We start from the raw sequence: 12,935 nt of genomic DNA on the forward strand, positions 1-12,935 counted from the left end.
TTAAAGTTAACCCTTTAAACTCCAATTCAGCTAGATTTAGTTCCTCAATGAAAACATCAATCACTCTGACCGTATTATCTTCACTGACGTAGTCTTCCAACGATTCTGGAAATAACGTTGATTGGTCACGACTTTCACCGCTTATAAACTTTGACATACTGCCTCAACCCTCAACTGAATCAATAGTCTAATTATATAAATATCAGTATATTAAGTGAACTAAATGTATAGATTAATAGATCATAAGCAGAACATACTTAGACCAAAAGGTGATCAGAGTTTTCACACAGTCTGGGCCAGAAGCGGACGGTGGTAACGGCCGCCACAAACGCGATCAGCGTGTTGCGAAATGAGCCGCGCAGCGGCGTTTAAATGGCGCTTATTATGTGTTTTGGGCACTTAATTTTTTCCCTTTGAGATAGCACCATATAAAAGTTAAAACACAGGTGGCTTTAAGAGCCAATAGTTCCAACGGTTTCCACCATGCTCCTGTCTCAGCTTCGATTATGTCTGATACGCCAAATAGAGTGAATGCAACCGTAGCTACCAGCAAAAGCGTTAGCCAACGATTATCTCTGCGCCTAATGACAGCAGTAATTAGCATCCCTAAGCCAATACTGAACCATAAGCCAGCTTCAATATGGTTGAATGTTTCTATGGTCATAATTTACACATAACGCCGCGTTAAGGGGTGAACAACGCCAACCACCTAACCTAAGCCATTGTGTCGTAATCACTTAAACCGATTCAAACTAAAAATGCCAAGCGTTGTGAATCCCTCTTAAACGCTTTGTTATGCATATTTTCTCCTATTCGTGTGGATGTTTAGGAAATTGTTTTGCGCGGTCTCCAATTTTAAACCAATGTGGCTTTTCCGAAACAAACTCATGAAATTGATTTTCTATTTCAAACTCAGTATCTAAGCAATTAGCATTGATTGGAAACGAATCCATTTCAGATAGAACCTCACCAAGAGAAGTCCCACAAACTGAACAAAAACATCTGTCGTATTCATATGGCGGCTGAGCTTTAAACGTAGCTATTTTATCTCGACCTGTAGTTATCTTAAACTTATCAGACTTAACAAAAACTAATGAACTCGCACCAACTTTACGACAACGACTACAATGGCACATACCCATCATACTTGGCTTTTCAACTAATTCGAATTGAACCGAGTTACAACAGCAGCTTCCTTTAATCATCTTGATCCCTTTTATAAACGCAGTTTGTTTAACAAGATAATAGCACTAGCTGTATATATGTACAGGTTAAATTATGCATAACATGTTTATAGCGAGCGAATCGCGCGTTTTTCTACCACTGCGTCGCTCGCTTTTCTGAATGACTCATTTGTAACAAACTTCTTAACTAATTGCCATTACTACTAAAATGCAGTAGTCCTAGCTTTTGCCTCAGGACAAAAACGAGCGATTGTGTTGCTTTCCTGACTATGCAAGCAATATACCTTGACGAAATAGAAAAGCAATTGTGAACGGCCGAAGTTCACTATTTTTAGAAATTCTCCTAAACACGTCTTGGGGCAGTTATGAGTTAGAGTCGACGGGCGGTTCGGTGCCATGAGCAGACACTGAAGATCTTTAATGTCTGAAATCAAAATTTGGGTGATGCCAATCATACTCATTGCTAGGTCACAAAAAGTGGAACGCCAAGAAAAGCTCGCATGGATAGTCGCCTGTTTGTTTATTAGTTGGTTTTGTTTACTCTTATTTATGTTGATTGCACCACTTAAGCCTAATCAAAAATAGTAATTTGGTGTTGTTCGCGTGTTAAATTAGGTTTTGATTAATGGCTTTTATAACGGCCTGAGTGCGGTCTTTCACGTCTAATTTGGCAAGAATTTGTGACACATGATTACGAATAGTCCCCTCAGAGTTATCTAATTTTTTGGCAATCATTTTGTTTGGCATACCTAAAGACAAACACTGCAATACGGTTTGTTCTTTGTCCGTTAAGCAGAGCTGAGGGCTTAGTTCCTTTTTGAGTAAAAAATCAGTCACCGCACTTTGCAATACTCGCTCACCTGCAACGACCTGCTTTATAGCGCTAATGAGTTCTTCAAGTTCAATGTTTTTAAGCACATACCCACGAGCACCTAGATTAAGGGCTTTGACTAATACATCACAATCTTCAAATGTGGTAATGATCAGCACAGGGGTTTTATCACCCTTTTCACGCATTTTTTGCAGCACGCCGAGCCCATCTAAATTCGGCATTCTCATATCGAGTAAAGCAATGTCAAAACTATGCTCAGCTAATAGTGTAAGCGCTTGCAAGCCATCTTCAGCTTGGGCTTCGATATTAATGGCGCTATCAAGGTTAAGTAAATTAGCGAGGCCTAAACGAACTAATGTCTGATCTTCAACTAGTAGGCACTTTATCATGGCTTTTTTCTTCTAAATTTAGTGGTAATGTCATGGTATTGATCAGTGTTTCTTGCTCAAGGTGTTGTGAAAATTCACCGCTAAATTGTGCCATTCGCTCATTTAATCCTGCTAATCCGTTCCCTTGTTTTGGTAAATGGGTCTCTGGTTGATTGTGATACGCTTTTGCAACTAACAGCAGCTGTTCGCCAACGTGGGTGACATTTACATGCAAAGTAAAATGGTTTGCTTGGGTATGTTTAAGGGTGTTGCTGATCATCTCTTGGGTAAACCGCAATACACAAAGGGCGTAGTCTTGAGGGAGCTGCTCTGTCTCCTTACTTAGTTGGAGATCACAGTGTAAATTAGGTGTTAGTTCGCAAATCGCCTCAAGAGCTTGTTTAAGTATCGTATTGTCATTGCGTTGAGTGGAAACGATTTCGCGCACTTCTGCCAATACTTCTTGGCTAAGTTGGTGGCAAAGAGAGAGGGTTTCAACGGTGGCTTCATTTGCTGCTCTTTTAGCAAAATCTAAATTAATGCTGAGCGCGGTAAGCTTATGGCCGAGTGAGTCATGGAGCTCGCGTGATATCTTTTGTCGCTCTTGCGCTGCATGCATCACCCCCATCATGTGTTGGGTGGCTTTTAACTCTTTGTAGTTTTGGCGGGATTGGTAATGTGTATTTAAACTTTCGACAATCCGGCGACTGACAAACCAATTCATCAAGCAAAAGAAAAACCAAATTGTAAACGTGATCCAAGGAATGCCATTTTCCCAGCGCGCATAATGCGTTAAACCATACACCAGCATGGCGGCCACAACGCAAGCCAGTATTTTAGGAAGCGAAAAATGAGGACTAAAAACCGCGGTAAACATCACTAGGTGGATAAAAACTAAGGACGTTGAACTCAGTTGTATCATAACCAAAATAAGCAGGAAATAGCCAAGTGCTACGCCGTGAACAAATTTATTGGGTTGTTTTAACACATACAGCAAAATGGCTAAAATGGAACCACTTACTATGACTTGCAAATATAGTGCTAATTCTGAGTTTGCATAATAGGCACACGCCGATGTCACCCCAAGCCACGATGCCAATGTTGAGAAATGCCAATCGGTTGTATGTCGTATAGTTGATTCCATTACTATGACCATATTTTTTTAGCAATTATTGCAGAACTCGCGATTTAAAAACAGTGACATCTGTCATAGCTCGGGCTATGAGCTTTGTGACTAGTGCCATTATGCCTCAATCATTTATGCTTTATTAATAAAAATTAGTTGGGCACATTAATGAATAAAGACAGTCGATTACATTACATTGATAATTTACGCAGCCTCGCGCTATTGCTCGGCATAGTATTTCATGCCGCTTTAGCCTACAGTCCGTTCTTTAGCAATATTTGGTTTACGGCAGACCCAAGCACACATGGTCTATTTGATTATATTACGCATACGCTGCACTTATTTCGGATGCCGTTATTTTTTATTATTGCAGGGTTTTGCAGTGCACTTTTAATAGATAAATCGAGCAACGCGCGATTTTTACGCCATCGCAGTCAACATATATTACTGCCTTTTATTGTTTTTTTACCGCTAAGCTTTGCTATTTACTACCATGCCTTGAGTTTTGGAGCCGATATAGCTAATCCAATACCGCCAATTTTTGCTGTGTTTCAAGTCATTAAAGAGCCTGTTGTTAGCACTATGCACTTATGGTTTTTGTGGAATTTATATCAGTTTTGCTTAATTCATTGGTTGTTGAAAACAACTAACTTATTAGGTAATAAATTCGATGCGCTTAGCGTTCACCCTTTATTTATGTGGGTTGTACTTCCCATCGTGTTAACGCTTTCTTTGATGGGGCAATCTATTCCATTCCCAGCTCCCGATAAGCTCACGCCACAGTTGTGGTCGTATGGTTTTTACGGCAGTTTTTATTGTTTAGGAGTAGGGCTTTATAGAAAACAACAGCTCATTTCGTCATATCATAGGTACTTATGGCCTCTTATTTTGGGTGTTGCAATATCACTGACTGGCTATTTTTCTTTATTACCAGCCGCGCCAAGCTTAGATGAAGTGATTGCTGCCGCAACTACGGGGTCTTTTTCCGCAGCGGGAGAGCTATATGTATTGCATGTTTTATCACAAGGACTGAGTGTTATTTTGTTAACCGCCATAACGTTTTTACTTGGGCATCGTTTTTTAAATCACAAAAGTAAGCTCAGTCGCAGCATATCAAATGCATCATATTGGATTTATTTAATACATGTGCCAGTGCTGATTTATATTCAGATGCCATTGATTAATACTAATTTGCCTGTTTTAGTAAAGTTTATAGTTAGCGTGGTTGTAACATTACTTATAGGTCAAATAAGTTATTTATTATTAGTTAAAAATACATGGTTTGGCGCACTACTTAACGGTAGGCAAACCAAGAGAAAGATAATACAGTCAGCCTAAATGTCGTCACTTGGTAATGACTTAAAAGCAGCAAAACTGACACATTAAGAGCTACATCAAGAGATACTATTATGCATGCAATAACAATCAAATCGTCAATCGCCACGATTCAACAAGGGACAATCAAAGCCGACGGTAGATTTTGGCTAACCAACACCGATATTCATTTTGCACCGTTTAATGCGCAATTTGGGTTAGGACCTTATATGTTTGCACAGCGTGAAATTGTCAAAGTGAGTAAGTGTACTGGTAAAGTTGCAGGTATTTTGCCTTATACACGTGATGCAATTGAAATCATATTAAAAGATGGTAATAAATATCAATTCATTGTGTCAAACGCAGATGAATGGATTAAATTACTTACTCATAGTGCATAGCGCAATCGCTGGTAATTCATCAAAATAGCTATTGTTTTAATGTACCTAATAATGCACGATAAAAATATGACGCTATTTTAATTTGGTATTCAGTGAAGTACATGGATTTAATAAATATGCTTTTGCTTAAGCTCGGATTGGATAAAAAGCTCATCCACTCATCGTGTTAGGGAAAAAACTATCAAACAACAATAACGCGGTAGTTAAGCCGCTTGAGTTATATTGTTTTTCGCCTGATGCGTATTTCGACGATATTAGTAAGTTTGAGAAAGACAATTGTTTTATTGAGTCTTTGGACGATATAGCCCCTGTTAACGCATTGGTGAGAGCGCTGAGTAGTGCAAATGCCGTTGTTTGTATTGATAATCGCTCTGAGCCTTTGCTTGTGTTGCCACTATTACAAAAGCTCGTGCCCATTCGTTTTGAAAAAGCCAACGAGGATCAAATCTTGACTTCAGACATCAAAACTTTTGATTGACTGCTTCGCTCAAAGCAGATCTTTAGAGCATTTACATTAGCTCATTTAGGGGCAAAGACGAGTAATATATCTCGGTCAAAGGTCAGGAACGCGTTGAGTCTATGATCTATAACCCAACGTTAACGGGCTTAAAATAGTTTGCTAGAATAGTGAGAAATTCAAAATAAACTGTTCTAAGACCCAGTTTAACTATTTGTTAGCCTTGCAATTCGATTAATGAATCAAGTGCTTTTAGTAATAATAGCTCTACAGTCTTTTTCTCCATTTTAGCCAACTCTTCTAAACTGTAATCTTTGCCTATTTCTTTAGCTAAAATGTAGCCTAGGTAATAACCTCTGCGGTATGGCAAATTTGTTTCATCTTTTCTGAAACTGAAGAATGAAGAGTATGTTTCAGGATTTTTCGAGTAAAATTTCCCCTTAAGATCAGTCAGCGAATAACGCAGTCTAGAACGGACATTTTTAATCATATTTTCAGGTATGTTTAGCATCAATTCATCATTACTCGCAGACGAATTCAGCTGGTGTGACACGTACGTTGCTAAGCCCTCAGTCCATAGCGAGCACCAGAGTTCATCATTACATTGAAAAAAGTTTTCATGGTAAACATGAAATAGCTCATGATGAAAAAATGGGGTGTCATTCTTCCAGTTATGGTATTTAGCCATCAGATCTACACCAAACATTAAGTAAGATTTGCCATTCAAATCACGTGTTGCCCCATTAAAGCCACCGAGCGAATGGAGTATATATATTGGTGTTTCAGATTTAAAATCTTCAAAAGTAGCAATAAACGAGTCCATGCTACCCTTTAAATTTTTAGATAACTCTCTGTTTTTTAATAAGTATACGTCTTCTATCTCACTGAAACTTTCAATAGATTTAACAAAGCTCTTATTACTATAGAAAGGCTCAAACTGAGAGGTGAAATATTGTGAAAACTGCTCTGCTCTCTTTTCAGGGGATAACGTTTTGCTTGACTGATATACAGAATAAAAATCATCAGCAAGATTAATTATTTCATAGGTAGCTGATTGGTCTTGGCCAAGTGTTTTGAATGATAACACTCCAAATAAAAGTGTTGTTAGCAGATGGCTTTTATAAAAATTTCGCATAATCAAATACATATTATTGATAAGGTTAACGCCATTTTAAGCGGCAAATTGCTGTTAGCTAAAATAGGCAAGACACGAACAAAAAGTTCACGACAATTTGTCCAACTTAGAATGCCTTGTTAGGCATTTACTGCTTTATTTCTTTCCATGTGTCTGCGCCGTCAAAATATCTAATTTTAAGAGCGCTAAGAATATTTGCATTTACTAAACGAAAATTGACAGCCATTTTATCTTTATTGCCAAGTTCTGTTGGTGTGTAATGAGTTAAACAACCGCAGTTATTACAGTGATGGAATTCAATGGTTTTATCACCCCAAGAATATGAAGCAATAGAATTATCTATCGTAGTAAATTTAACGTCTTTGGGTGAAAAGTAAGCCCATAAAGATGCATACTTACTGCAAGCAGAACAATTACAACTTGTAACCGTATCTGTGATTTCAGGAACCGCTATTTTAATGTTGCCACAATGACAACTTGCTTCGATCATTCCGTGATTCTCCTAAATACCTAACAGGTATATATCGAGCTAGTCGGTCATTTTTATACCACGCTGAAGCTCAATTATCTTAAAGACTTATTATTAACAAAGTTATTAACCGATTGCTATATATAAAGTTGGTTGCTCTTTTTTTTCCGTGCTCACAAAACGAGTGATTGGGTCGTTATTTTAACTATGCAAGCGCTCAAACCATAACAATAGAAGAATGTTTCAATATTACTCAACTAATTGATTGCTCTAATAAATAATTAGTAAAAAAAGTGATATGAAATTTTCCTACTAACCCTCGTTAAATGACTCCCCTCTTAAAAAACAAAAGAGTTGGCTTTGGGACTATATAAGCGAAAGGATCTGCTGATAACTGGCTTCCCAATCAAGGTAATTAACTGGGATTACATGGAACTCCCCTTTATTTTCGAGCACTAAAGAAGGAAAGCCTTGGATTGGCAGTGAACGCGCTGCGTTTATTTCAGCCATTAATAACGCATTGATAGCATCACTTTGAATATCTTTAATAAAGGCTGTTTTATCTAAGCCTATTTGCTCTGCGAGATTAGCAAGGGTGCTTATGTCAGATGGGTTTTGTGCGTTTAAGTAGTAGGCTTTTTGAATGGCATAGAGCATTTCGGGCTCTTTAACGTGTTGCCTTGCAACAAGTACCGCACGACATGCTGGGTAGGTAGAGCGGCGTGGTTGAGCTGTATGCCAAAAATCATGATTAAATTTCGTACCAAGCTGCTGCTCAATTCGATGCCATGTTTGCTGTAAAAATTGCTGCATGTCTAAAGGCATTGGCTCATCGCTATCAGGTGCAAGCCCCCCTACTTTATACTCAATGCTGAGTTTATCGGTTAACGCAGCCTGCAGTTTTAACCACGTTTCTCTGTACCCCCAACACCAACTGCACATTGGGTCGTAAACATATATTAATCTGGCCATTTACTCGTCTTCTTGTTTATTGGATACAACAGTATTGCGCCCTGCCATTTTAGCCTTGTAAAGATTATCATCGGCTTGCTTAACAGCCTTACTAAACTGACTGGCGTGATTTAAGCTCGCGATACCAATACTACAGGTAATAGACACGGCCATTCCCACATCATAAGCTATGCGCTTATCGGCAACATGGGCACATAATTTTTCAGCAACGCGATGGGCTGTTTTAAGCTCGGTATTGGGTAATAAAATTATAAATTCTTCTCCTCCATAGCGTGCTTTTATATCGGTCGTGCGTAGTTTATCGAAAAGCATAGACGTAAAGGCAATCAAAACCTGATCGCCAAAATCATGGCCGTAAGTATCATTAACTAATTTAAAGTTATCTAGATCAATTAACAATATCGACATGGGTAAATGACGTTGTGCATCCGATTCTAAGCGTGGACAAATATGCTCATAAATATAGCGACGATTGGCAAGCCCAGTGAGTGGGTCGGTTAAAGCGTCACGTTTTTCAATAAGGGTAATATCAGCAATTTTTTGATGGCTTTTTTGACGGAAAAATTCACTGATCCCAGAGAACAAAATAACCAATGTGAACGAGGCCAAAAATCGTGTCATTTCAACATGACCATAGCTTACCTGACCAACATCAGCACCAAACAACAAAAGTGTAGTGCTTAAGTACATAATGGCCACAAATACACTACCCACTTTAAGCCCTAGCGTGACATAGGCAGCAACCGGATAAAACATTAGCCAATACAATGCTGTATTTTCTTTACCTCCGGTATACACCAGTGAGATACACAACAGCATAATAATTAATAAGATAATGCAGGCGATTGCAGTGAGATTTCCCGTTCGAGAGTAATAAAGTAAACACCCGACTATGGCTATATCGCTTATTAGCAGCATCACTGTAAGCGGTAAGGCATACACCTGATAGTTCAAAATGAGTAATGTGGTAATTAGTGCTATGGCAAAAAAGGCCATGGTAAATAACGTGAAGGCACGGCGTTGTTTGTCCGCCGTGTCGACACTTTTTAAGGTAATGGCACTAAGCCAGTTTTGATCCAAAAGTGAGAATACCTTTATACTTTAAACTTCAGAACGAGCTTTTCAAGTTCATAAAACTGCGCTTTAAGTTTAGTGCACTCATTGAGGGTATTGTTTAAGTTACTTTGCCCTTGGTTAGACAACTCACTTATTGAATGAATATCACTATCTAAGCTTTGAATAACATGATTTTGCTCGGTTGTTGCATTTGCAACACTGTGATTTACTTCATCTATTGACTCGATTGCCTGTGTAACCTCGGCCATTTTGTCACCCGCAATATGCGCTTGTTCAACGCTTTTCTCGCTGTCTTTAATACTGGCAGTCATTACTTCAACTGCTGACGCCGAGCCCTGTTGTAACTGCGTTATGGTGTCTTCGATCTCTTGTGTTGATTGTTGTGTACGATGAGCAAGCTGACGTACTTCGTCTGCAACAACGGCAAACCCTCGACCCGCTTCACCCGCTCGGGCAGCCTCTATTGCGGCATTTAAAGCAAGTAGATTTGTTTGCTCGCTTACCCCTTTAATCACTTCGAGTACTTGGCCGATACTGACCGTGTGAGCATCTAAGCTGTTAATGGTTTTTTGTGCTTGCTCCATATTACGTGACAGTGCATTAATTGCATTTAAGTTGTCTGCGAGTGCAGACTGACTTTGCAGCGACTGGCTATTTGCACTTGTCGCTAATTTAGAGGCATTACTAGCACTGTTTGATATTTCGACTGCACTTGAAGTTAACTCATTAATTGCCGTAGCCACATTATCTGTACGCTTCGTTTGATCAGCGTACATAGCGAGTGTGCCTTGAGTTTGATTTACTAAGCTTTCAACTAATCGCTCCAGCTCAACCGTGGTACTTTTTACTTGTTCAATTGAGCTATGAATTTTTTCTATAAAGGCATTGAAGTAATGACTCAATTCGCCAAATTCATCGTTATTCTCGATTTCAAGACGACGTGTTAAATCGCCCTCGCCTTGAGCAATGTCTTTAATTGCATCGCTTAAGCGCTGCATCGGGCGCATTAAATAACGCAATAAAAATTGCATCATCAGTACAATCGCAACAATCCCAATAAGCATGTAAACAGCCGCCATGTTTCTAAATGACGCCACTGACGAATACGCTATCTCTTCGTTGATCACCACACCTAAGTACCAATCAACATTCTTAATGCCTTTTATTTTAGTAAACGACACTAGCTTATCTGAGCCCGCAACTTGCACTTCAACAAACTCTGACTGTAAAGATAGATTTTTGCCAAACAAGTCACGCATATTTTTATCATTATATTTCGTGTCGGGATGACTTAAAATACGTCCTTCACTATCCAGTAAAAAGCCATAACCAAACCCTAAAAAGTCAATTTCGTTAACGATTTTAGTGATGGTTTTCATATCGATATCAGCGCCAGCAACGCCACTAAATACACCATTTGATTGCATTGGCGCGACAGCCGAAATAGTTAATTCGTTTGTGGTTACATCAATATATGGCGCGGTGAAAGCCGTATTCGTTTTGTTTTCAACAAGCTTATACCAAGGGCGTGTTGTTGCGTCGTAGTCTGGCGGTAATACAACAGATTGATCATTAAGTACAAACGTTCCATCTGAAATACCAATGTACGTATTTTTAAAATTGCCCGCTTTGTCTGCCGTACTAAGCTGGGTTAAGGTCAACGCTTTGCTGTCACCTAATTGGTAGGTATCAGCCACAGAAGACACGATGGCTAGTTTGGCATTAAGCCAGTTAGCAATATTTTGTGACACCGATTGAGAGATCTCTTGCAGAACTAAAGATAGCTGCTCCTGCGTTTGGCTTCGCATTGAGATAAAATTATTAATTGTGAATAAACCCAGCACTATCACTAATACTAATGACGCAGCTACGGTGACTTTGGTGGTAAATTTAAGCGTGCTTTGCATGGCAACCCTATTTGTTGTTATTTTCGTTGTTAGCCGTTTATTTTTAACAAAATAAAATCACTTTGTCTTATAAATTTAGCTTAAAACCATAAAAACGTCGCTTTTTAAAACCACTTCTTCACGAAAATCGATTACTTTCTGTGTACTCATAATGAAAACCAAACATCAAATTGCAACAGCACAGTTCAACACTTCTATTGGAACGTTCCTATGCCATGCGTGTTCACGTATCACTGAATACGTATTCATAAAATCATACGGCTAAGGTAATCAGGCATAAAAAAACCCCGCGTCTTAAACGCAGGGTTTTCATTAAAAAGAGGCCGCTTTAACCTATTCGTTTTTTCCACGTGTCGGCAAGACGCACAACATTCAAGCCATACCAGGCAATAAACGCATAGCAAATCACTGGAACGAAGAAGCTTTGTTGAATACTAACGGTATCAGCAACAACACCTTGCACTAAAGGCACAAGCGCTCCACCAACAATGGCTAAACATAACCAACCAGAGCCTTTACTCGTTAATGAACCTAGGCTTTCAATGGCAACTGAAAATATGGTTGGGAACATAATTGAGTTAAATAAACCAATCGCCAACACAGAGTACAGTGCCACATTACCTTCTGTGAAAATTGTCACAAGTAACAATACAATAACCATCATGGCGTTAAAGAACAGCGCTTTAGAAGGGGCTATTTTTTGCAATGCCGCAGAACCGATAAAGCGGCCCACCATCGCACCACCCCAGTAGTACGCAATTAAACTTGCGGCTGCATGCTCTTCAAGCCCCGCAATATGTGCTTCACCAAAGTAATTAACTAAGAAACTACCAATTGACACCTCTGCACCCACGTAACAAAAAATTCCCACAACTCCCATAATTAAATGAGGGGCTTCTTTTAGGCTATGATTTTTTGCTTTGCAGTCTTGCTCTTCTGTGTGCTCGGCAATGACAGGTAATTTAAAGAACGCAAATACCACAGCAATCGTTAACAGCGCTGCTGCTAGCATTAAATATGGAACCTTAACAGACTCAGCCGTTGCAGCGTTTGCCGCCAATGAGCCTGCGGTACCAAAAAATAAGATCCCGCCAACATAAGGGCCAACCGTTGTGCCCAATGAATTGAGCGCTTGCGCAAGGTTTAAGCGAGATGATGCTGTTTTCTCAGGTCCCAATGCGACAACATAAGGATTTGCTGATACTTGTAACACTGTAATGCCTGCAGCTAGTACAAAAAGCGCACCTAAAAATAGCCAATACTCATGCACTACAACAGCAGGGTAAAACAACATACAGCCAATTGACGCAACGATTAAACCGGTTAGAACCCCGTTCTTATAACCCAATTTTTTCACCAACATACCGGCTGGTAACGACACTATAAAGTAGGCGCCAAAGAAGCAAAACTGTACCAGCATTGCTTCGGTATAGGTTAAATCAAAGACGCCTTTTAAGCGCGGGATCAACACATCATTTAAAACTGTAATAAAACCCCATAAAAAGAACAGGGTCGTCATTGCCGTTAAGGGAAGCAGGTAGTTTTTATTTTGCAGCGGCCCCTCAGCGACAAACGATTGGTTTGTATTAATTTCACTCACGTGGTTTTCACTCCGTTAACAAGTTACGCTTGATTCTACACATTGAAGTAAAAATAGCACAAAGATTTAATAGGAACGTTCCAAAATATTTAT

At 39.3% G+C, this 12,935-nt stretch carries 14 protein-coding genes and 1 pseudogene; 4 read left to right on the top strand and 11 right to left on the bottom strand.

Translation table 11 applies throughout. From position 1 onward, the window contains the following. The 3 genes and pseudogenes from LPA49_RS15245 to LPA49_RS15255 all read right to left on the bottom strand — a co-directional run. A pseudogene (locus LPA49_RS15245) lies at positions 1 to 157 on the bottom strand (IS5/IS1182 family transposase); the annotation flags it as partial. 225 nt (positions 158 to 382) lie between these two features. Continuing rightward, positions 383 to 664, bottom strand: coding sequence for a hypothetical protein (locus LPA49_RS15250; RefSeq protein WP_065979132.1), 282 nt, complete (start codon positions 662 to 664; stop codon positions 383 to 385). Positions 665 to 809: 145 nt separating this feature from the next. Then, positions 810 to 1,205, bottom strand: a complete 396-nt coding sequence (locus tag LPA49_RS15255; RefSeq protein ID WP_065979133.1) for a GFA family protein — start codon at positions 1,203 to 1,205, stop codon at positions 810 to 812. Between the two features lie 399 nt (positions 1,206 to 1,604). Between LPA49_RS15255 and LPA49_RS15260 the strand changes: the two genes are divergently transcribed. Beyond that, a complete protein-coding gene (locus tag LPA49_RS15260; protein WP_155950849.1) occupies positions 1,605 to 1,769 on the top strand; it encodes a hypothetical protein in 165 nt (54 codons plus the stop codon). 21 nt (positions 1,770 to 1,790) lie between these two features. On the opposite strand, the gene LPA49_RS15265 is transcribed toward LPA49_RS15260, so the two are convergent. Together LPA49_RS15265 and LPA49_RS15270 are read right to left on the bottom strand one after the other, a co-directional pair. Further along, positions 1,791 to 2,405, bottom strand: coding sequence for a response regulator transcription factor (locus LPA49_RS15265; RefSeq protein WP_036971875.1), 615 nt, complete (start codon positions 2,403 to 2,405; stop codon positions 1,791 to 1,793). After that, a complete protein-coding gene (locus tag LPA49_RS15270; RefSeq protein ID WP_230237027.1) occupies positions 2,383 to 3,528 on the bottom strand; it encodes a sensor histidine kinase in 1,146 nt (381 codons plus the stop codon). Before LPA49_RS15270 ends, LPA49_RS15265 begins: the two co-directional genes overlap by 23 nt. 150 nt (positions 3,529 to 3,678) lie before the next feature. Between LPA49_RS15270 and LPA49_RS15275 the strand changes: the two genes are divergently transcribed. From LPA49_RS15275 to LPA49_RS15285, 3 genes are all read left to right on the top strand, one after another. Beyond that, the gene (locus LPA49_RS15275) at positions 3,679 to 4,848 is read left to right on the top strand and encodes an acyltransferase family protein (RefSeq protein WP_036971879.1); all 1,170 of its coding nucleotides are present in this window, start codon (positions 3,679 to 3,681) and stop codon (positions 4,846 to 4,848) included. A gap of 71 nt (positions 4,849 to 4,919) precedes the next feature. Continuing rightward, complete coding sequence (locus LPA49_RS15280; RefSeq protein WP_036971881.1) at positions 4,920 to 5,225, top strand: hypothetical protein; 306 nt, start codon at positions 4,920 to 4,922, stop codon at positions 5,223 to 5,225. A 163-nt stretch (positions 5,226 to 5,388) separates the two neighbouring features. Beyond that, complete coding sequence (locus LPA49_RS15285; protein WP_036971883.1) at positions 5,389 to 5,703, top strand: hypothetical protein; 315 nt, start codon at positions 5,389 to 5,391, stop codon at positions 5,701 to 5,703. Positions 5,704 to 5,899: 196 nt separating this feature from the next. Here LPA49_RS15285 and LPA49_RS15290 read toward each other — a convergent pair whose 3' ends face one another. The 6 genes from LPA49_RS15290 to LPA49_RS15315 form a co-directional block, all read right to left on the bottom strand. Then, the gene (locus tag LPA49_RS15290; RefSeq protein WP_230237029.1) at positions 5,900 to 6,817 is read right to left on the bottom strand and encodes a DUF5700 domain-containing putative Zn-dependent protease; all 918 of its coding nucleotides are present in this window, start codon (positions 6,815 to 6,817) and stop codon (positions 5,900 to 5,902) included. A gap of 127 nt (positions 6,818 to 6,944) precedes the next feature. Continuing rightward, positions 6,945 to 7,307 carry a GFA family protein gene (locus tag LPA49_RS15295; protein WP_083422900.1) on the bottom strand — a complete coding sequence of 121 codons (363 nt, stop codon included), beginning with the start codon at positions 7,305 to 7,307 and terminating at the stop codon, positions 6,945 to 6,947. Positions 7,308 to 7,652: 345 nt separating this feature from the next. Next, positions 7,653 to 8,258 carry a DsbA family protein gene (locus LPA49_RS15300; RefSeq protein ID WP_230237032.1) on the bottom strand — a complete coding sequence of 202 codons (606 nt, stop codon included), beginning with the start codon at positions 8,256 to 8,258 and terminating at the stop codon, positions 7,653 to 7,655. Continuing rightward, positions 8,259 to 9,338: a GGDEF domain-containing protein gene (locus LPA49_RS15305; protein ID WP_230237035.1), complete on the bottom strand. Its 1,080-nt coding sequence runs from the start codon at positions 9,336 to 9,338 to the stop codon at positions 8,259 to 8,261. It abuts the gene before it with no gap. Between the two features lie 14 nt (positions 9,339 to 9,352). Then, positions 9,353 to 11,242, bottom strand: a complete 1,890-nt coding sequence (locus LPA49_RS15310; RefSeq protein WP_065979075.1) for a methyl-accepting chemotaxis protein — start codon at positions 11,240 to 11,242, stop codon at positions 9,353 to 9,355. Positions 11,243 to 11,570: 328 nt separating this feature from the next. Then, the gene (locus tag LPA49_RS15315; protein ID WP_230237037.1) at positions 11,571 to 12,842 is read right to left on the bottom strand and encodes a sugar MFS transporter; all 1,272 of its coding nucleotides are present in this window, start codon (positions 12,840 to 12,842) and stop codon (positions 11,571 to 11,573) included. Positions 12,843 to 12,935: the final 93 nt, after the last annotated feature.

This window comes from Pseudoalteromonas sp. MB41 (assembly GCF_020966275.1).
Lineage (GTDB): Bacteria > Pseudomonadota > Gammaproteobacteria > Enterobacterales > Alteromonadaceae > Pseudoalteromonas > Pseudoalteromonas lipolytica.

Bases quoted from the DNA above. Each gene is read 5' to 3' on its own strand.
- LPA49_RS15250 (WP_065979132.1), bottom strand. From the start codon at position 664: ATGACCATAGAAACATTCAACCATATTGAAGCTGGCTTATGGTTCAGT.
- LPA49_RS15255 (WP_065979133.1), bottom strand. From the start codon at position 1,205: ATGATTAAAGGAAGCTGCTGTTGTAACTCGGTTCAATTCGAATTAGTT.
- LPA49_RS15260 (WP_155950849.1), top strand. From the start codon at position 1,605: ATGTCTGAAATCAAAATTTGGGTGATGCCAATCATACTCATTGCTAGG.
- LPA49_RS15265 (WP_036971875.1), bottom strand. From the start codon at position 2,405: ATGATAAAGTGCCTACTAGTTGAAGATCAGACATTAGTTCGTTTAGGC.
- LPA49_RS15270 (WP_230237027.1), bottom strand. From the start codon at position 3,528: ATGGAATCAACTATACGACATACAACCGATTGGCATTTCTCAACATTG.
- LPA49_RS15275 (WP_036971879.1), top strand. From the start codon at position 3,679: ATGAATAAAGACAGTCGATTACATTACATTGATAATTTACGCAGCCTC.
- LPA49_RS15280 (WP_036971881.1), top strand. From the start codon at position 4,920: ATGCATGCAATAACAATCAAATCGTCAATCGCCACGATTCAACAAGGG.
- LPA49_RS15290 (WP_230237029.1), bottom strand. From the start codon at position 6,817: ATGCGAAATTTTTATAAAAGCCATCTGCTAACAACACTTTTATTTGGA.
- LPA49_RS15295 (WP_083422900.1), bottom strand. From the start codon at position 7,307: ATGATCGAAGCAAGTTGTCATTGTGGCAACATTAAAATAGCGGTTCCT.
- LPA49_RS15300 (WP_230237032.1), bottom strand. From the start codon at position 8,258: ATGGCCAGATTAATATATGTTTACGACCCAATGTGCAGTTGGTGTTGG.
- LPA49_RS15310 (WP_065979075.1), bottom strand. From the start codon at position 11,242: ATGCAAAGCACGCTTAAATTTACCACCAAAGTCACCGTAGCTGCGTCA.